The sequence below is a fragment of the Acidisphaera sp. S103 genome, assembly GCF_009765975.1.
GTDB lineage: Bacteria > Pseudomonadota > Alphaproteobacteria > Acetobacterales > Acetobacteraceae > Rhodopila.
On the sequence record NZ_LMUJ01000051.1, the window covers coordinates 214222 to 233440 of the forward strand.

Consider the following 19219-nt stretch of genomic DNA (forward strand, 5'->3'; position numbering starts at 1 on the left):
TAACCGTCGCTAGGGTCGTAAATCCGTTACTGTGTCTTCTTGAACAGGTCCTGAAAGATCAGGGGCGCCCAGATCCCGTCCCGCCCCTGCACGAGCTGGCCGCCTTCCGCGATCTTGCCGAGATTAACCGGTGCATAGCCGAGCTGCTCGACCAGGGCGGCGACCGTTGCGGTCGCGCTTTCATCGTCGCTCGACAGGAACACAACCCGTCGTCCGCCGTTGATGGCCGGGTCTTCCGCAAGGACGCGGGCAGGCAAATGGTTAAACGCTTTGACCAATTGAGCGTCGGGCAGGGCCCGGGCTATTACCGAAGAGGAAGGAAGACCCCCCAAATCTTCGAGCGTGTTCGTCACGTCGATCACGATCTTGCCTTTCCAACTTGCCCGTGTCTTCGCGACATCTCGGTGCTGCCCGTACGGGACAGCCAGCATGATGATGTCGGCCTCGAGCGCGTCCTTTAAGGTCTTGGGAACGGTCGTTGGGCCGATCGCGTTTGCCTGCGGCGCGAGCGCTTCAGGCTGACGCCTGCTTGCCACAGCCACTTCGATGCCCTTGCGGGCGAACATGCGGGCCAGCGCCTGGCCGACCGCGCCGAAACCTATGATTGCGTAACTCATGTCACTTTTCCGATCGGTATTTATATTTGTTGTACGGAATGACCCCGGCGCGATAAGCGTCTTCCCGGAGTGCCAGGCATCCACACGCTTTTCCGTGCGATTTCAGATGGCGGAGAAGCCGCCGTCGACAGACAGCTCCACCCCGTTCACGAAGCTCGAATCGTCTGAAGCAAGAAACAGCGCGGCCGCCGCAATTTCCTCGGGACGACCCATCTTTCCCCGTGGGATCAGGGATTCGAACATCCGCTTCGCCTCCTCGGTGAGAACCTGGTCCTGCATCGGTGTGGCGATCGGCCCCGGGCTCAACACGTTTACCCGGATATTCCTGCCCTTCAGTTCGTTGAGCCAAGTGCGTGCGAAAGAGCGCAACGCTGCCTTGCTCGCCGAATACACGCCGTAACCAGGAAAACCTTTCACTGAAGCAACCGACCCGGTCATGAAGATCGATCCGCCATCGTTGAACAGCGGCAACGCCTTCTGAACCGTAAACAGCGTGCCGCGCGTATTCAGGCCGAAGGTCGCATCGAAATGCTGTTCGGTGATTTCGCCCAGGGGGATGGCGTCGCCCATGCCGGCGCTCGCGTACAGGACATCGATCTTGCCCTTTTCCCGCTTGACTGTGTCGAACAGACGGTCGAGGTCGTCGAGATTGGCCGCGTCGCCGCGCACGCCGGTCACGTTCCGGCCAATCAGCCTGACGGCTTCGTCGAGCGCCTCCTGCCTCCGGCCCGTGATGAAAACATAGGCGCCTTCTTCAACGAACCGCTTGGCGCTCGCCAGCGCCATGCCGCTCGATCCCCCCGTGATGACCGCAACCTTACCGTCTAGCTTTCCCATGACCGTTCCTTTCAGGCTCTGTCGTTGGTCGTTCGGGGAAGTCCCCCGAGAGCCTCGAGATGGGTCCGCCGGCGTCAGGCGTTGAGTGCGGAAGCGCGCACATCGGTGGTGCGAAATCGATCCGGCTGGACGACTGACGCCAGCCGCGACGATCGGTGTCCGCCGTTCGGAATTGGGCCGCGTTTGTCGGCATGGGCTATGATGATCGCTGGTGCTACCCACATACGAGATGCTGTTCGATGTGTTGGACACGGGTTTTGGAAGGCGCACCTCGCGGTGCCGGATTGCACCATGATCGACTGGGATGACGTTCGCTACTTTCTTGCCGTCGCACGCGGAGGCTCGGTGCGGGCTGCCGCCGCGCACCTCGGGGTGAATCATTCAACCGTGCTGCGACGCATCGCCCAGCTCGAGGGACGCCTTGGGGCGCACATGTTCGAAAAGCTGCCTTCGGGCTACCGCCTGACGGAGGCGGGCGAGGAGGTCCTCGAGCTCGCGGTCCAGATGGAAGCGTCGTCGCACCAGCTGGAGACGCGGGTCTTCGGCCGCGACCAGAGCGTGCGCGGGCTTCTGCGGGTGACGTTGGCTCCGACCCTCGCGACACACCTGCTCATGCCGGACTTCGCCGATTTCGCGCGTCTGCATCCCGATGTCGAGATGGAAATCTTGTCGTTCGGCGAGCTGGCAAATCTGACCAACCGGGAGGCCGACGTGGCGATCCGCGTCGTCTACGACCGCAAAACTCTGCCGCTCAATCTCCACGGCCTGAAGGGACCGGAATTGTCCGGAGGCGTCTACATGTCCCGCGATCGACTCGCCGCGTGGCGTGCGGGCGCGCCTGATCCCATCCGGTGGATCGTCATAAGCAGTCATGGAATCCCTGACTGGGCCCGTGAGAGTGAGGTTCGCACCACGGGGGTTCCGTTCAGGACCACGGACGGCGAGGCGCAGATCGTTGCTGCACAGCAAGGGATTGGGATCACGACACTGCCGTGCTTCGTCGGAGATGCCGACTCCCTACTGGTGAGGGTGCCGGGCACCGACCTGCACATGTACGGAACGCTCTGGATTCTCACACAGGGGGAGACACGCAAGACGAAGCGCGTGCGGCTCTTCACGGAGTTCGTATCCCGCAGGCTTGCCGCGTACGCTCCGCTTCTTGCGGGGCTGTCCATATCGCGCGACTGACGCGGGGCGGGGCGGGGCGGGGCGGGGCGGGTCGCCGGCGACGTTTGCCGTAATCCGGTCGAAAGCCGAGCTGCGATCGCTTGAAGCGGCGTCGGTCAATCCGCGAATGGTGCGCCGTGTCGCAACCGGCGCGAAGGCCACACGACTGGCGGACGATGGACGTCACCATCGCTGACGGTCTTATGGGCAAGTAGCCTGGCAGCGCCACCGCAGGCAGCGCGAGCCAGCTTTGCTGAACAGCCTGTCGTATTCGCTGAGGCTGCGCTCGCGTCCATCGGTCTCGCTCCGATCCAACTCAATCCATGGCTGCCGGGTGGAGCAGGTTTTCCAAGCCGATATTGTGATACATTTCATTCCGCACCCGATCGGCGACGCCATTGACGATTTCCGCGCCATCCTGCGACGGATCGACGTGGACCCGGAAGGGACGCTTGCCAAACGGCATATCGACGACCCGCACGATCTGCCGTGCCACTTCCGCCGGATCGGCGTCGGCCGGCTCGAGACCGGCCAGACCTTTCAGCGCCTTGTCGGCGATGCCGGCATAGGGACCGGCCTCGTACTCCGCGACCCGCGCCGAATCCGCTGGCTTGCCCGAATGCGCGAAGTGATTGGTGCCCTTGGTGAAGGCACCTGGGACCATGATCGTTGTCTCGATGCCCCACAGCGCCAACTCGGTGGAGTAGGTCACCGCCAGAGCGTCCATCGCCGCCTTGGCCGCGAAATAGGGGCCGAGGAATGGCGGGGTACCACCGCGCGTCGAGGAGGAGCCGACCCAGACCAGCAGGCCTTTACGCTGGCCGCGCAGATGCGGCAGCGCCGCCCGGTTCACCCGCTGGGCGCCCAGAACGTTGACGTCATATTGCTGCATCAACTGCTCGGGCGTGAAGGCTTCGGCCGGACCGAACACCATGTGGCCGGCATTGTGGACGATCACATCGAGGCGCCCGGTGTCGGCGATGATATGGGCGACGCCGGCATCGGCCGAGGCGTCGGACTGCACATCCAGCTCGACGGTGCGGAGATCCGCTTTGTTTTCGGCGGTCCAGGCGGCGACGCCGGCAACCTGTAGCGCATTGCGGCCTGCGGTCTCGCGCATGGAGGCATAGACCGTGTGCCCAGCCGCGGCCAAAGCCTTGGCGGTCATGAGACCGAAGCCTGATGAGGCGCCGGTGACGAGAATGACGGACTTGGACATGATAAACTTCCTCGTTTGAGATGGGCTCAGATGATCCCGCCATTGGCGCGCAGGGTCTGGCCATTGATCCAGGCGCCGTCCGGGCCGGCCAGGAACGCCACCGCATCCGCGATGTCCTGGGGTTGGCCGAGGCGTTCGAGCGGTGCCAGCTTCGACAGCCGGTCGATCACCTCTTGTGGCTTGCCGTCCAGGAACAGCCTGGTCGCCGTCGGCCCGGGCGCGATCGCATTGACGGTGATGTTCCGGCCGCGCAGCTCTTTGGCGAGAATGCTGGTCATGGCTTCGACCGCGGCCTTTGTGGCGGCATAGACGCCATACGTCGGCTGCAGCAGGCCGGTGACGCTGGACGAGAAGTTGACGATCCTTCCGCCGTCACGCAGGCGGCGGGCCGCCTCACGCAGCGTGTTGAACGTGCCCTTCAGGTTCACCGCGATGTGCCGATCGAACAGGTCGTCGGTGCTATCGCTGATCGCCGCCAGGTTCATGATCCCGGCGTTGTTGATCAGCACGTCGACGCCGCCGAAGGCGGTCTCGGCCAAATCGAACATCCGGGCCACGGCGGCGGCATTCGAGATGTCGGCCTGAGCCGAGACGGCCCGACCGCCCGCCGCCTCGATCCGGGCGACAACCGCTTCCGCCGAGGCCGCGTTGCCGGCGTAGTTGACCACCACGGTGAACCCGTCCTTGGCGAGGCGCTCGGCGACCGCGGCGCCGATGCCGCCCGAAGCGCCGGTGACGATGGCGACTTTGTTGGGGTGGGTGATCATGATCTCTCTCCTTGGTGCCCGCCGTCGGTGATCGGCGTCGGTGAGAACAAGATACGTCTTCTTCCCTGGCGGATAATTAGTCATAGTCCGACATCATAATTCGAAAGTCCGGATAATGGATCGCTTCGATGCCATGCGCGTTTTCACCCGCATCGTGGAACGACGGAGTTTCACGAAGGCTGCCGAGGATCTCGGCCTGCCGCGCTCCTCCGTTACCGATGCCGTCAGGGGGTTGGAGGTGCGTCTCGGTGTCATGCTGCTACAGCGCACAACCCGCCAGGTCAGGCCGACGCTGGACGGCGAAGCTTACTATCAGCGATGCGTCAGTCTGATCTCGGACCTGGAGGATGCCGAGGGCGTATTCGTCGGTGCCAAGCCCTCTGGGCTCATCCGGGTCGACGTTCACGGCACGCAGGCGCGGCACTTCCTGCTGCCCGGCTTACCACGTTTTCGACAGCAATACCCTGGCATCCAACTGCACTTGAGCGAAGTACACCATTCTCTGGACATGGTCCGGGAAGGCTTCGACTGTCTCATGCGCAACGGCGATCTGGGCGACAGCTCCCTGATCAAACGACATCTGGGGACGCTTCCCCGTGGAACATTCGCCAGTCCGGACTATCTCAGCCGCCTCGGTACACCGAGAACGCCAGAGGATCTCGAAGGGCACGAAAGGGTGGGTCTGCTGTCGCCCCAAACCGGTGCAGTTCTGCCGTTCGATTTCATGGTCGGAGGTAAGCCTCATCAGGTGCCTCTGCCTGCGACTCTGACTGCGACCGGTCCTGAGACCAATGTCGCCGCCGCATGTCATGGCCTCGGGTTGATTCAGGCTGCGCGATATCGCGTTGCGCCCGAGTTGGCCTCCGGTGCGCTGGTCGAGGTGCTCGCCGATTTTCCACCCTCGCCGTTGCCTGTTTATGCCCTCTATTCCGGCACACGCCAGATGACGCCACGTCTGCGGGTGTTCATCGAGTGGATGGCCGAGCAGTTTCGCGAACGGCTCAAGTCAGCGAACCCGTGAATTTTGCCCTCCAATTTCAACTCGGCATGGATCGCAGCGACGGTTGCATGCGTGTCCTCGATGCCGACTGCCGGCCAGGGGCTCTTCGACGTCCGCGCAAGGCACCGCGCCGATCGGCATCAGGTTCACGTGCCGACAGTCGTGGCGGTCCTTTCTTGATCAGCTCTGAGAAGCCCTTGCCGTGGAGAGTTTCTGAAAATCGACCGATTGATGTCGATAGTCATCTGAACCGATCAGGCGGAACAGGCGACCGCATTGCAATTCAGGCCGCCTGTCCTCTGAATGCTGCGACGGCTTCGTCCACGAAGAGGCGGATGCTCACCGGAATCGGCTTGCTTGGCAGGTAGGTCGCGTAGAGTTCGATCGTTTCGGCGCAAAGCCCGTCAAGACAGGCGACAAGCCGCCCGTCCCGGACGTCGTCCGCGATATCCCATTCCGCTTCCAACGATAAGCCGCGACCTTCCAAAGCCCAGGCGCGCAAAACCTCACCATCGGAACTCGTCAGCGTCCCCTGCACCTGCACGACTTTCGGGCCGGTCGCGTCGATGAAACGCCAACGGTTCTGCAAGCTGTAGCGCCGAGCGAGGCAAAGACATTCATGGTGCAACAGATCTTCCGGACAGTTGGGGACGCCGTGTTTTGCCAAATAGGACGGTGCCGCGCAGACGATGCGGCGGCCCGTCAACAGCTTTCGTGTGAGTACAGCCGGATCATCCGGAAAGCCCACGCGTAGTGCCACGTCCAGTCCATCTTCGCCCACTTCAAGTCCGGCATCCGAAAGTACGAGATGCACCTCCAGCCCCTGGTGGCGCTTTGCGAAATCTGCGAGCAAAGGGGCGATGCGACGGCGACCCAAATCGGCTGGGGCGCCAACGCGAAGACGGCCGCGCGCGGTGCCCCCTCGTGAGGCCACCTCGGTTTCCAGGTCGCGTAACTGCTCCAGGATGCGACGGCCCTGTTCCAGGTATGTCGTGCCTTCGTCGGTTAAGCGGAAGCGTCGCGCACTGCGATCGGCCAGCTTCACGCCCAGCCGCTGCTCGAGTTCGGCCAGCCGGCGGCTGACCGCAGGTGGCGAGGAGCCGAGGATACGGGCGGCCGCGGAAAGGCTGCCCGCGTCGGCGATCGCCTGGAACAACTGCAGCTCGGCGACAACATCCGCCATCTTATGTTTCCACCATACGGAAGATAGACGTCCGGTTTGTTCTATATCCGGGACATCGGAGTAGTACTAAATCAGCCGCATGAAATTCGACAAGGCCCGCGGAGGATTGTCATGCCGAAATCGGCTTCACCGGACCAGAACGCCATCGCGGGCAACGTGACCACGGTACCCGCGAGCGCCGGCCCCGACCGATACATGCTGTTTGGCCTTGGACTCGCGACCTGGATGGAATTCTACACCTACGACGGCGTGAACCTGGTGCTGCCCGACATGGCCGGCACGCTGGGGATTTCCCAGGATCAGGCGAGTTGGATCCTGACGACCTATCTCTCGGCACTGCTGTTCGGCGTTCCACTGTCGATCTGGTTGGCCGGTCGTGTCGGGTATCTTCGCTACATCATCGGCAGCACCGTCGTCTTTGCGGTCGCCTCCGTCGGGTGCGCGGTCGCGCCGGATCTTGGCACCCTGCTGCTGGTGCGCGCCGTTCAGGGATTTGCCGGAGCAGGGCTGACCATGTGGTGGCGCGCCAGCGTCTACATGTTGATGCCACTGCCGCAGCGGAGCGGATCGATGATGCGGATCTCGATCATGCTCTATATGGCGACCGCGGCCGGCCTCGTCTTCTGCGGCTATGTCACGGACAATCTCGGCTGGCGGCTGATCTTCCTGCCCAACGTCCTGTTCGCCGCCATCGCCATTCGGCTGCTGGTACGGCATTTTCCGGACGTGCCGCGGTCCGCAAGCGCGCAAGCAACCGCCATCGATACGTTGGGCATCGTGCTGCTGGGCATCGCCCTGGTGTCACTCCAGGTCGTTCTGAGCCGCGGCGAAATCGATGATTGGTTCGGATCCGCGAGAATCCAGTTGCTGACCTGGATTGGCATGATCGCGTTGCTGCTGTTTGTTGCCTGGGAAATCAGTCCTCGAAACGCCACGCCGCTGCTGCAACTGAGCCTTATCCGTAATCGTAATGTTCAGGCAGCCATCTCCCTGGGCCTATTCGCCGGCATCATCCTGTCAGGCAGCATCTACGCCGTCCCGGAATTCCTGAGGAACGTCTTTCCGTACCAACTCAGCGCGACACAGGCAGGGCGCGTCATGTGCGTCTATGCATTGACCGCGGCCGCCATCCGCCCGTTGGTGTCGATATCGATCGCACGCTTCGGCCAACGCAAGGCCATCGCATTCGCCTTTACGACGCTCATTTGCTCGATGCTGCTGTTTGCGCGGCTGCTGACGACCGATACGCCCGATACCGACTATGTCCTGCCGTTGATGATTTACGCCTTCTGCCTTGCGCCGATGCTGTCCGCGATCGCCAGCGGGACGGTATCGAAGATTCCCCTGGCTCGGCAGCTTGATGCGGTGGCGATCTATATGACCTTCCGCCAGTTCGGTGCGTCGTTGGGTGTCACACTGGTCACCATCCTGCTGGACCGGCGCGAGACGCTGCATTCGTCCCGGCTGTTCGAACACCTGCGCGCCAGCGGGTCGCAGGCCCAGGCCTGGATGAACCAGGCAGCTCAATTCGCCATCGATCGGGGCGGCTATGCGCCAGCCCAGGCCCGGCACATGGCCGAACGGATGCTGAGCGACGAAAGCATTCGCCAGGCCGCCACCCTGGCCTACGCCGATGCATTTCTGTTCATGGCCGCCATCGGCCTGATCGCTCTTTGTTTCGTTCCGCTCATGTCTCCAAGCCAAAGGGCAAAGCAATGACCCAGGTAGACCTGCTGCTTCCCGCCGCACCCGATCGCTCAACGGATCTGATATCGCAACGGGTGGCGCCGGATGATCTCGCACATGCCGAGGCCGCCGCCAGCGAGCGGGACCAAGAGGCGGTGAGTTCCAAACCGGCGTCGAGACGGCCGCGTCGGCGGCTTCCCTGGTGGACGCTGGCGATCGGGGGCGCGTTCATCGCCGCGGCCGCCTATGTCTATGTGCCAAGTCTTTATGTCGTCGAGACCGACGACGCTTCGTTCCAGGCCGATACCGTTTCCATCGTGCCGAAAGTCGCGGCTTACGTATCGACCTTGCATGTGACCGACAACAGCGCCTTCTCGGCGGGACAGCTCCTCGTGGAACTCGATCCACGGGATTTTCAGGCAGCGGTGGATATTGCCGATGCAAATCTGCAGAGCACGCAGGCCGCGCAGGCGGTTGCCGAGGCACAGTTGAGCGAGCAAAGCCAGGTGATCACGGCAGACGAAGCCAATGTCGCGGGTGACCGCGGGACGCTGGTCTTCGCGACACAGCAGCTCGCGCGGTTTGGCGAGCTTGCCAAAACCGGTGCCGGTACCACCGAAAGCTGGCAACAGGCGCAGTCCAATTTGACGGAGCGGCAAGCGGCGCTGCAAAGGGATATCGCAACGCTCGCGGCGGCCCGAGGGCAGGTCGATGTGCTGCAGAGCCAGGTCGCGCAGGCGAAGGCCAATACGACCCAGGCGCAGGCAGCATTGGCGCAAGCAAAGCTTAATCTGTCGTACACGAAGATCTATGCGCCGTCGGCCGGCACGGTCGCCAGCCGCAGCGCGCAGGTCGGCAACTTCGTGCAACCGGGCCAGACGTTGTTTTCGGCGGTACCGAACGAGATTTTCGTCATTGCCAACTTCAAGGAGACGCAGTTGACGCGTATGCGGGTCGGTCAACCGGTCTCCATCAGTGTCGATGCGTTTCCCGATCGCACGCTGCACGGCCACATCGATAGTTTCCAGCGTGGGACGGGCTCGAATTTCGCACTTTTGCCGCCCGAAAATGCCACCGGTAACTTCGTCAAGATCGTTCAACGTGTCCCGGTGAAGATCCTTCTCGATGGTGCCGAACACGATCCCGGGTTACTGGGACCCGGCATGTCGGTCGAGGCAACGGTAACGGTGCGCACGCCTCCGATCTGGCTGACCTGGTTCTTGTAAAGAACCGGACGACGGAATGTTACGCTATAAGCAGTTCTACCTCTTTCGTTAATCGCGCGACTCAGAGCTTCGGCGATTCTGTCTCCGATTATCCCGCTCTGGCTCGGGTTATCGTGACGATGCCCTTTCGCTGCGACAAACAGATGGAAGGTGTATTGCTCAGCCGACCTTTGCGGCCTCCAGGGAAGAGCCCGAACCCAGCGGCTGCACCGGCTTAAGCCTGGACGCGGCGATTTCCCGAAGAATGGCGGCGAGGTCTCGAAATTCCTGGTCGCGTGCGTCACGGCGGCGCCAGACCAGCACAATGTCCCGCGCGAAGTCCGGCGCCGGCAGCGGCAAGAACCTGAGACCCGGACCTGTCTCTGCCGCCAGCGCCGGGATCAGCGTCAGGCCTTCGCTGGCCGCCACCATGTATTTCAGGGTCTCGAGACTGGTGCCGTGCCGGTCCTTCGAACCCGCGTCGGAGCCGATGGCGAGCACCTGATGGCGCAGGCAATGCCTGACGGCAGAGAACGCCGCACTGGTCCTTGTCGACCATCAAATCGACCTGATGACCGGCGTGCGCGACTATTCGACAGGCGAGCTGAAGCACAACGTCGTGGCATTGGCCAAAGCCGCCAAAGCGCTGCGGTTGCCGATCGTCGTCACCGCCACGGCGCGTGACAGCCTCTGGGGGCCGACGTTTCCGGAACTGGTGGAGGCGCTGCCCGGTATTCCGATCATCGATCGCTCCTCGGTCAACGCGTTTGACGACCCTACGGTCGCTCGTGCCATCACCGACACTGGTCGCACCAAGCTGATTTTCGCGGGCATCTCCCTGGAAGTTTGCGCGGCTTTCCCCGCCATCACCGCTATTGGCATGGGACTCGACGCCTATGTGGCCGTCGACGCCTCCGGAACGTTCAACGAGACCAAGCGGCAGGCCGGTCTTCTGCGCATGATGCAGGCCGGCGTGATCCTGTCCGACTATGCTACGCTGATGGTGGAAATCCTGAAGGATAATGCTCGGCCGGAGGCCGCGGCTGTTTACGACGCGATGGATATGCCACGGGCCAAGCTGGTTGGGCAGATCGCCCAGGCGTACGGTGGATGAACGACACGGCGGCGCGTCGCCGTATGGTATCGTGGCGGACATGCCATCGGATCTGATTCACCGTGCCGAGATGCTGCTGACGTTCTGGTTTGCGCCGGGGGACGACCGGCTTCGCGACATCTGGTTCCAAGCAACCCCGGCATTCGATGCCGCGCTCGCCGAACGTTTCCGAACCGACTACGACCGAGCGGCAGCGGGTGTCTGCGAGCCGTGGCGTGCCGCGCCGCGGACTTGCCTGGCGCTGGTCCTGCTGCTGGACCAAATTCCGCGCAATCTGTTCCGCAATTCGCCGCGGGCTTACGCCACGGACATCGCAGCGCTTGGGATCGCCCGTGAGGCCGTTGCCCGAGGCTATGATCGTGCGGTTGCGCCGATTCAGCGCAGCTTCTTTTACCTGCCGTTCCAGCACAGCGAGAGCCTCGCCGACCAGGAGGTGGGGGTGCGGCTCTATGCCGGTCTGCCGGAACATCCGGACAAGGAGATCTTTGTCGAGGCAGCGCGCGGTCATCATGAGATCATTGCCCGCTTTGGGCGCTTTCCACACCGGAATGGTATTCTCGGTCGCCCCAGCACGCCCGAGGAACAGGATTTCTTGCGGCAGCCCGGTTCGGCGTTTTGAATTCGTGGCTGCGCGCGCGGCGAAGGCGTCCCGCAGTGCCTTGATCAGTCAGCATGTCCGGCGCTCACCAGGTGCCCATGCACGCCTCGGGCCCGGCCCATCCAACGGACCACCTTGTCCATGTAGAGATAGACCACGGGCGTGGTGAAAAGCGTCAATACCTGCGACACGATCAGGCCTCCCACCATCGCAAACCCCAGCGGTTTGCGCAGTTCCGCGCCGGTTCCCGAACTCAGCATCAGCGGCAGTCCGCCGAGTATGGCGCACATCGTGGTCATCAGGATCGGACGGAACCGCAACAAGCACGCTTGGCGGATGGATTGTTCGGGCGACAATCCCTGCTCGCGTTCGGCGTGCAGCGCGAAGTCCACCAGCATGATGCCATTCTTCTTCACGATCCCGATCAGCAGGATGATGCCGATAATGCCCATCACGTCGAGACCGAAGCCAAAGACGTAGAGCACCAGGAGCGCCCCGACCCCGGCGGACGGCAAGGTGGACAGGATCGTCAGCGGATGAATGGTGTTCTCATACAACATCCCCAGGATGATGTAGACCGCGATCAGTGCTGCAACGATCAGGACCGGCGTGCTTGACAAGGAACTTTGAAACGCCTGGGCGTTTCCCTGGAAGTTGCCTCGTATCGAGCCGGGCAGATGCAGGCTGTCGACGGCACCATCCACCGCGGCCACCGCGACGCCCAAGGCCACGCCGGGCTTCAGGTTGAAGCTGATCGTAACGGACGGGAACTGGCCCTGGTGATTGACCGACAGGGGCGCCACGGTGTGGTGCAGGGTCGCCAGTTCGCTGAGCGGCACCATCCCGGCGGATTGCGATGCGACGTAGATCCGCTGCAGGGCATTGGGACCAAGCTGCAGGTCCGGCTTTGCTTCCAGAATGACAAAGTACTGGTTCAAGCTGGTGTAGAGCTGCGAAATGGGACGCTGCCCGAACGCATCGTCAAGCACTGCGTCGATGGCGGCGGGCGTGATGCCAAGCCGCGATGCGGTCTGCCGATCGATCTCCAGCGTCAGTTGCGGCGCGGTTGACTGCTGGTCGCTGGCGACATCGGTCAGCTCGGGCAACTTGGCCAGGGCTTGTTGTACTTTCGGCGCCCACGTATTGACTTCGGATAGATCCACATCGGTCAGGGTGTACTGATACTGGCTTGCCGTCAGCCGGCCGCCGATATTCACATCCTGCACCGCCTGCATGAACAGCCTGACACCGGTCAGACGGGCGACCGAGGCATTCAGGTCCGCCATAACCTTATCGATCGGGGGACGCTGTCCCTTCGGCTTCAGCGCGATGAACAACCGCCCCTGGTTTTCGGTCGAGGTAGCGCCGCCCGCGCCGATATAGCCCCCCACGGTGGCAACGGCCGGATCCTGCAAAACCGTTTTGATGACCTGCGTCTGTACCGCTGCCATGCCGCTGGGCGAGATATCCTCCGCTGCCTGGGTGATGCCCAGGATCAGGCTGGTATCCTCCTGCGGGAAAAATCCTTTTGGAATAATCACGAACAGATAGCCGGTCAGGGCGATCGTGCCCAGCATGACCATCAGCGTGGTGAAACGGTGGCGCAGGACGACGCCCAGCAGCGTGTCATAGCCTGATACCAAACCGTCGAACGCCCGCTCCAGCCCTCCTGACAATTTCCCTCGCCGCTCGGTGTGTTCGTGCCGCAGCAAGCGGCCACCCATCATCGGCGTCAGCGTCAGCGAAACCACGGCCGAAACAGCGATGGCAACTGTCACGACAACGGCGAATTCCTGAAACATACGGCCGACCAGGCCGCCCATCATCAGCAGGGGAATGAACACCGCGATCAGCGAGACCGACATCGACAGAATGGTGAAACCGATTTCCCCGGCACCGTCGAGCGCGGCTTGCAGCGGCGTCTTGCCCATCTCGATATGGCGCGCGATGTTTTCAACCATGACGATCGCATCGTCCACCACGAAACCAACCGCGATCGACAGGCCCATCAGCGACAGGTTGTCCAGGCTGTAGTTCAGCAGATACATCACCGCGAACGTGCCGACGATGGACACCGGAACGGCGATCGCCGGAATGATGGTCGCCCACAGGCTGCGCAGGAAAATGAAGATCACGCCCACCACCAGCCCGACCGTCAGCAGCAGGGTGAACTGAACGTCGGACACCGATGCGCGAATGGTCGTCGTACGGTCTGAAATAACTGTCGCCTTGATCGCCGGCGGCAGCGTCGACATCAGTTGCGGCAGCAACGTCTTGATGTGCTGGACCGTGCTGATGACATTGGCACCGGGCAAGCGCTGGATGGCCAGCACGATGCCCTGGTCCTGGTTCACCCAACCGCCCAGGGTCTTGTCCTGCGGCCCGATGATCGCCTGGCCGACATCGGACACCCGGATTGGGCCGCCGTTACGATAGGCGATGATCTGGTTATTCCAGTCCTGCGGATTGAGCAGTTGGTCATTGGTTTGCAAGGCGTAGGACCGGGTGTCGCCGTACAAGGTTCCCTTGGGCTGGTCGACACTGATGTTCGCCAGCGCCGAACGGACCTGCTCCAGGTCGAGGCCGGCGGCCGCCAGCTTCACCGGATCGATTTGCAGGCGGATCGCCGGATGTTGCGCACCGCCGATGGTGATCAGGCCGACACCCGGGACCTGGGACAGCTTCTGGGCCAGGATGCTTTCCGTGTAGTCGTCGACCGTCGTGATCGGCAGCGTGGTGGAGGTCAGTCCCAGTACCAGGATCGGCGCGTCAGCCGGGTTGGTCTCATGGTAGACCGGCGGCGTGGGCATGTCCTTGGGCAGCTGGCCGGACGCGGCGTTAATCGCCGCCTGCACAAGCTGCGCGGCGGCGTTGATGTCGTCGTTCAGCGCGAACTGCAGGGTGATGGACGTGTAGCCGAGCGAGCTGGTTGACGTCATCTGCGCCAGGTAAGGGATTTCCCCGAATTGTTTCTCCAGCGGCGTTGCCACCGACGATGCCATGGTCTTTGGGTCCGCCCCGGGCAACTGCGCGGTGACGGAAATGGTTGGAAACGACACGTTGGGCAGCGCGGCGACCGGCAGCATGGTGTAGGCCGTGCCACCCAGCAGAACGATTGCCACGATGAACAGCGCCGTCGCGACGGGGCGGCGAATGAAAGCCGATGAGAGGCTCATCCGAGCATTCCTTGCGTTGCTGGTGTCTGGTTTTGCACGTCGCTGCTTCCGGCTGGGACTTCGGTGATTGCGGTGCCGTCCTGCAGGCGGTACTGGCCTGCCGTCACGACTGTATCGCCGGCTTTCAGGCCGTCACTGACCAAGGCCCGCCCATCCAGCGTTTCGGCGATTTTCACCGGTTGCAGATGAACCTTGTTTTCCGGACCGACGACGAACACCTGTTGGCCGGTGGAACCCTGTTGCAGCGCGCTTGTGGGAACACTGATCGCCGAGGGCTGAACACCCGTCACCAACCTAACCTGCACGAATTCGCCGGGCCATAGTTTTGCGTTCTTGTTCGGAAATGTTGCTTTCAGCTCCACGGTCCCCGACGCCTGGCTGATCTGGTTGTTCACCAGCAGCAGCGAGCCCTGACCGAGGGCGTCGGTTCCGTCCTGCGGATAGGCGATCGCGCGCAGGGGTCCTTTCCGTATCGCGGCCTGGACCTCCGGCAAGTCCTTCTGCGGCAGCGTGAAGATCACCGAAATTGGCTGGATTTGGGTGATCGTGACGATCGGCGTGGTGTCGGCCGGGTGTACGATGTTGCCTATGTCCATCTGGCGGATACCGGTTACGCCGCTGATCGGGGACGTTATGGTGGTGTAGCTGAGCTGCGTCTGTGCAGTGTCGATCGCCGCCTGGTCGCTGGTGATCGCTGCCCGAAGCTGGGCGACGGAGGCTGTCTGGTCGCCGACCTGCTGCTGGGTGGAAAAGCCTTGTTTCAGCAGCGGGACGTAACGACTGAGGTTGGCCTGGGCGTTCGCGAGATGCGCCTCGTCGCGCGCCAGATTGGCCTGAGCCTGTTGCAGGGCGGCCTGGAACAGCCTTGGATCGAGCTGCGCGATCAGGTCGCCGGGTTTGACGATCTGGCCCTCGACAAATCCGATTTTCTGGATCGTGCCGGCAACCTGGCTGTGAACGTTGACGGTGTTGTAGGCCGCCACGGTCCCAAGCCCGACCTTCACCAGGGGCATATCCGACACGCCGACCTTGGCGGTCACCACCGGGACCGCCGGCGACGCCGCCGCTTCGGCCGGTGCGGGCGAGACCGGCACAAGCCACCAGCCTGCGACGCCGGCGGCAACGATAGTCACACAGGTCAAAGAAATGGTGCGGCGTCTCATACGAACAGGCTCCTTCGCTACAGGCCTGTCGGAAGATTGGGAGCCGCGCTGAAAGGTTGCCAATGCGCGTTCTTCACCGGAACATGCCTGTTTCGCATAAGCTGTCGGGGCTACGCTCGAAGCAGGCGGAGGGCCGCATGAACTGGCGGATGCTGGATCTTAACTTGCTCGTGGTCTTCGACGCTGTGGTGCAGGAACGCAGTGCGACCCGTGCGGCCGCCAAGTTGAACATGACGCAACCCGCGATCAGCCATGCGCTGGCCAGATTACGAAGCGCCTTGCGCGACGATCTGTTCGTCAGGACGCCGGACGGCATGGAGCCGACGCCCTATGCCGAACGGCTTGTCGGCCCGGTCCGGACGGCGCTGGAGAGCCTGCACACGGCGCTGGACGGCGCTGCCCCATTCGATCCGCAAACTGCCGAACGCGACTTCGCGGTCGCGATGGACAACCGGGCGGTGGTCGTTCTCGCCGCGCCCCTCGCCGCCGCGGTCGGAGAGCAGGCGCCTCGGGTCCGACTTGATATACGTCCCAGCGGCACATTGAAGCTTCCGGAATTGCTGGACCGTGGCGAATTGGATCTGGTCGTGGGCGGCCTTGCAGCGCCGGCCGAGCGGTTTTCCGATCTGCGCTTGTTTCACGATGACTTTGTCGCCGTCGTGCGACGCGGGCACCGGGCGGCGATTGACGGAACGATCTCACTGCCCGCTTTGGGCGACTATCCGCATCTTGTTCTATCCTCGACCGGCGAGGAGACCGACTTCGTGGACGCACAGTTGGCTCGCCACAACCTGAGCCGACGCGTCACGCTGCGCGCCCCGTTGCTGGCGGCGGCCGCCACGCTGGCGCAATCTGAGATGATCGCCGTTTTGTCGGAAAATACGGCCCGAACGTTTGCAAATTCAGCGCCTCTTGAGGTGCTGACCCTGCCTTTTCCATCGCCTCGGCTGCTGACGGCAATGATGTGGCATCGCAGGGTGGACAGCGTTCCTGCTCATCAATGGCTGCGCGGTTTGATTGCGCAGGTCGCAAGAATTTCTAAGCGACACTGACGGGTTCCTCACGGTTTTTCGAAGGACAGTCACTTACTTGCGATCATACGAAACGGACACCGACGATCTATTCGCGCTCCTGACGACCGAGCCCAACGCGCCGATCACGGTGTGACACCCCAAAGCCATGTTGGCGCTCCTGACTAGAGTGGACGGGATCAAAATGTGGATGAACACGCCAACGACCGAGGCATTGGCACTCCACCGTCCCTTGCGGGACGGAGCGCTACAGATTTTGGCGCGGGGTGAGAAGCAGGACGATGCTTCAACAACGCGATCGGGCGAACGCTAAAAATGTCCTCCAATCGCACCTAAAACAGCAATGAGTCTGCGCCCCGAGGTCCCCTTAAAACACTTGCCGGAGAATGACGTAGAGTGAGCCGGCGATCACCATCGCCGCCGGCAGCGTCAGTATCCACGCCAGGGCCATGTTCTTGATCGTGCTCCATCGCAGGCCCGACCCATTGGCGGCCATCGTGCCGGCCACGCCGCTGGACAGCACATGCGTGGTTGAAACCGGCAAGCCATAGACATCCGCCAAACCAATCGTTGCCATCGCCACAATCTCGGCGGATGCCCCTTGCGCGTAGGTCAGGTGTGTTTTGCCGATCTTCTCACCCACCGTCACCACGATGCGCTTCCAGCCAACCATCGTGCCAAGGCCAAGCGCGAGCGCGACGGTGACCTTCACCCAGTTCGGGATGAACTTGGTGCCGCTGTCCAGGGACGATCGCAGCGACTTCAGTGCGGCTACCTCGGTATCACTGAAACCGGCCGGGTGTGCGCCCATCACACGCACCGCATCCGACGCCAGATACATGTCGTTGCGCACGTTCGGCGTGGCCGCGGCAGGAACAGCTTTGATCGCGCCGTAGTTCTTCACCTGCTGGTCGATATCCCCGGTCAGCGTCGCCAGGGCGGCATAAACCGCTGGTGTGTTTACCGCCTTTGTCTTGAGCGCGTTGCCGACCGTTGTTCTGGCCGCGGCCGTCGCCGGCAGATTTTCGTCTTCTATATGCGCCTGGAACACGGTCTGCGCAGCGTGCGTCGTTTGCAGAAACAGCGGCGTGGTGCTCTCCGGCATGGCGCGGTTCAACGCATAGGCCGTCGGCGCGGCACCGATCAGGATGAGCATGATCAGGCCCATGCCCTTCTGACCGTCGTTGCTGCCATGGAAGAACGAGACCCCTGTGCAGGTCAGCACCAGAAGGGCCCGTATGGCGGCCGGCGGCGGCTTGTTGCCTTCGGGTGCGCTGTAGAGCGACGGGCTGCGTACCACGACCTTCATCAACAGGAGCAGCAATGCAGCCAACACAAAGCCGATCAGTGGGCTGAACAGCAACGCCTTCAGAACGCTGACCGCCTGCGCCCAATCCACACCCGAGGTCGCGGATCCCCCCGGCGCCATGAATTGATTGGCGATACCAACGCCCATGATGGAGCCGATCAACGCGTGCGACGAACTGTTGGGCAACCCCAGCGTCCAGGTGCCGAGGTTCCAGATGATTGCCGCGATCAGCAGTGCGAAAACCATGGCATAGCCGGCACCGCTGCCGACCTGAAGGATCAGTTCCACCGGCAGCAGGGTGACCACGGTAAACGCAACCGTCCCGCTGGACGTCAGCACACCGAGGAAATTAAAGGTTCCCGACCAGATGACCGCCGCCATTGGCGGCAGGCTGTGGGTGTAGATCACGGTTGCGACCGCGTTGGCCGTATCGTGGAAGCCGTTAACGAATTCAAAGCCCAGCGCGATCAGCAGAGCAATGCCAAGTAACACGAAAGCACCGACCGCCAGGGTGTGCTCGCCTGCATTGCTGATATCTTTGGAAATACTGAATGCGGCATAGCCGAGTCCGGCGACAAGCACGAGGAAGAAGGCCAGGGCGCCGCCAACGTGCGTTTTTTCGTCCAGATGTGGGCGTCGCGGCGGAACATCCATCATGCCGCGGTTGATCGTCATGTCTGACATAGCACCCCCCAGAGGCTTCACTATCATCTGCTGCAGCGAGCCGAGCACATGCTCTCGACTAGTCGCGCGGGATCTTGCTCGCCCATTTAATCGGAAGGTCGAAGGCGGCCGCCTGATTTTCAATCCACTGGCGCGCTTCATCGGGCGATGAGCAAAGCTGCGTCGCGGGCAGTCGCCTTGGCATATTTGGGATTGTGTCGCGTGTCGTGGTTTCGCCAACAAAGGCGCCGATGAATTCGCTGGCGCCAAATGGCTCAATCCAGGCGCGGAGGTTGCCGCTGGGTGTCATGAGCGAGAGAACTCTCAATTATGTACTGACAATCCGTACAGACCTCTGGACGCATTGTCTAGTCCACGGGGCACTTCATGCAGGGCAATCGGGCGAAGGAGTAGGTGACAAACGGCTAAAGGGCTGAATCCATACGATCCCTCGATTCGCTTCATAGGGGACAACGATGGACGC

General features: G+C 62.4%; 17 protein-coding genes. 7 read left to right on the plus strand and 10 right to left on the minus strand.

Annotation, left to right across the window (positions count from 1 at the left end; all coding sequences use genetic code 11):
* Positions 1–26: 26 nt before the first annotated feature.
* Positions 27–701: an NADPH-dependent F420 reductase gene (locus tag GSQ89_RS15440; RefSeq protein WP_256367324.1), complete on the minus strand. Its 675-nt coding sequence runs from the start codon at positions 699–701 to the stop codon at positions 27–29.
* 18 nt (positions 702–719) lie between these two features.
* Entirely contained in the window at positions 720–1454 is a 735-nt protein-coding gene (locus GSQ89_RS15445) for an SDR family NAD(P)-dependent oxidoreductase (RefSeq protein ID WP_158926675.1), read from the minus strand.
* A 291-nt stretch (positions 1455–1745) separates the two neighbouring features.
* Here GSQ89_RS15445 and GSQ89_RS15450 point away from each other — a divergent pair, with 291 nt between their 5' ends.
* A complete protein-coding gene (locus tag GSQ89_RS15450; protein ID WP_158926677.1) occupies positions 1746–2642 on the plus strand; it encodes a LysR family transcriptional regulator in 897 nt (298 codons plus the stop codon).
* 295 nt (positions 2643–2937) lie between these two features.
* Here GSQ89_RS15450 and GSQ89_RS15455 read toward each other — a convergent pair whose 3' ends face one another.
* Together GSQ89_RS15455 and GSQ89_RS15460 are read right to left on the minus strand one after the other, a co-directional pair.
* Positions 2938–3840, minus strand: coding sequence for an SDR family oxidoreductase (locus tag GSQ89_RS15455; RefSeq protein ID WP_158926679.1), 903 nt, complete (start codon positions 3838–3840; stop codon positions 2938–2940).
* Positions 3841–3866: 26 nt separating this feature from the next.
* Positions 3867–4607: an SDR family oxidoreductase gene (locus GSQ89_RS15460; RefSeq protein ID WP_158926681.1), complete on the minus strand. Its 741-nt coding sequence runs from the start codon at positions 4605–4607 to the stop codon at positions 3867–3869.
* A gap of 115 nt (positions 4608–4722) precedes the next feature.
* Between GSQ89_RS15460 and GSQ89_RS15465 the strand changes: the two genes are divergently transcribed.
* A complete protein-coding gene (locus GSQ89_RS15465; RefSeq protein WP_158926683.1) occupies positions 4723–5628 on the plus strand; it encodes a LysR family transcriptional regulator in 906 nt (301 codons plus the stop codon).
* A 262-nt stretch (positions 5629–5890) separates the two neighbouring features.
* Here the strand turns inward: GSQ89_RS15465 and GSQ89_RS15470 are convergent, their stop codons facing one another.
* On the minus strand, positions 5891–6763 hold the full coding sequence (locus GSQ89_RS15470) for a LysR family transcriptional regulator (protein ID WP_216856183.1): 873 nt from the start codon (positions 6761–6763) through the stop codon (positions 5891–5893).
* Between the two features lie 138 nt (positions 6764–6901).
* On the opposite strand from GSQ89_RS15470, the gene GSQ89_RS15475 reads away from it, so the two are divergent.
* Positions 6902–8509, plus strand: coding sequence for a DHA2 family efflux MFS transporter permease subunit (locus GSQ89_RS15475; RefSeq protein WP_158926687.1), 1608 nt, complete (start codon positions 6902–6904; stop codon positions 8507–8509).
* On the plus strand, positions 8506–9702 hold the full coding sequence (locus GSQ89_RS15480) for an HlyD family secretion protein (protein WP_158926689.1): 1197 nt from the start codon (positions 8506–8508) through the stop codon (positions 9700–9702). Before GSQ89_RS15475 ends, GSQ89_RS15480 begins: the two co-directional genes overlap by 4 nt.
* 159 nt (positions 9703–9861) lie before the next feature.
* Here the strand turns inward: GSQ89_RS15480 and GSQ89_RS15485 are convergent, their stop codons facing one another.
* Positions 9862–10182, minus strand: coding sequence for a LysR substrate-binding domain-containing protein (locus GSQ89_RS15485; protein ID WP_158926691.1), 321 nt, complete (start codon positions 10180–10182; stop codon positions 9862–9864).
* A 40-nt stretch (positions 10183–10222) separates the two neighbouring features.
* Between GSQ89_RS15485 and GSQ89_RS15490 the strand changes: the two genes are divergently transcribed.
* Complete coding sequence (locus tag GSQ89_RS15490) at positions 10223–10795, plus strand: isochorismatase family protein (RefSeq protein ID WP_256367327.1); 573 nt, start codon at positions 10223–10225, stop codon at positions 10793–10795.
* A gap of 40 nt (positions 10796–10835) precedes the next feature.
* A complete protein-coding gene (locus tag GSQ89_RS15495) occupies positions 10836–11414 on the plus strand; it encodes a DUF924 family protein (protein WP_216856185.1) in 579 nt (192 codons plus the stop codon).
* Positions 11415–11458: 44 nt separating this feature from the next.
* Here the strand turns inward: GSQ89_RS15495 and GSQ89_RS15500 are convergent, their stop codons facing one another.
* A complete protein-coding gene (locus GSQ89_RS15500; RefSeq protein ID WP_158926693.1) occupies positions 11459–14569 on the minus strand; it encodes an efflux RND transporter permease subunit in 3111 nt (1036 codons plus the stop codon).
* Positions 14566–15732, minus strand: coding sequence for an efflux RND transporter periplasmic adaptor subunit (locus GSQ89_RS15505; protein ID WP_158926695.1), 1167 nt, complete (start codon positions 15730–15732; stop codon positions 14566–14568). The genes GSQ89_RS15500 and GSQ89_RS15505 overlap by 4 nt, the downstream gene beginning before the upstream one ends.
* Positions 15733–15881: 149 nt before the next feature.
* Between GSQ89_RS15505 and GSQ89_RS15510 the strand changes: the two genes are divergently transcribed.
* The gene (locus GSQ89_RS15510; RefSeq protein WP_216856186.1) at positions 15882–16784 is read left to right on the plus strand and encodes a LysR substrate-binding domain-containing protein; all 903 of its coding nucleotides are present in this window, start codon (positions 15882–15884) and stop codon (positions 16782–16784) included.
* Between the two features lie 346 nt (positions 16785–17130).
* On the opposite strand, the gene GSQ89_RS15515 is transcribed toward GSQ89_RS15510, so the two are convergent.
* Positions 17131–18756: an inorganic phosphate transporter gene (locus tag GSQ89_RS15515; protein WP_158926699.1), complete on the minus strand. Its 1626-nt coding sequence runs from the start codon at positions 18754–18756 to the stop codon at positions 17131–17133.
* 58 nt (positions 18757–18814) lie between these two features.
* Complete coding sequence (locus tag GSQ89_RS15520; protein WP_158926701.1) at positions 18815–19045, minus strand: hypothetical protein; 231 nt, start codon at positions 19043–19045, stop codon at positions 18815–18817.
* Positions 19046–19219: the final 174 nt, after the last annotated feature.